The sequence below is a fragment of the Streptomyces sp. SID14478 genome (genome assembly GCF_010548525.1).
Taxonomy (GTDB): domain Bacteria; phylum Actinomycetota; class Actinomycetes; order Streptomycetales; family Streptomycetaceae; genus Streptomyces.
On the sequence record NZ_JAAGMG010000466.1, the window covers coordinates 1 to 262 of the forward strand.

The window sequence follows — 262 nt, forward strand, 5'->3', positions numbered from 1 at the left end:
TGTCGAGCACCTGCTCCCGCCCGGACGTGCGCACCGGCACCGCGGGGAAGGCCCGCCCCAACTCCTCGGCGGTACGGCGCGCGCCGACGACCTGCGCCCGCAGCCGCACTCCCCCGCACTCCCCGCACTGCCAGTTGGCCTCGTCGCGCCCGCACCAGCCGCAGGCCAGCACACCGGTGGCCTCCCGCGCCTCCAGCGGCCCCGCGCAGTGCCGGCACCGGGCGGGCTCCCGACACCGCTGGCAGGCGAGGCGCGGTACGTA

Annotated in this window: 1 pseudogene; it reads right to left on the reverse strand. The window is 78.6% G+C overall.

Going from position 1 to position 262, the window contains the following annotated elements:
* Nucleotides 1-262, reverse strand: a pseudogene (locus tag G3I40_RS15380) (primosome assembly protein PriA); the annotation flags it as partial.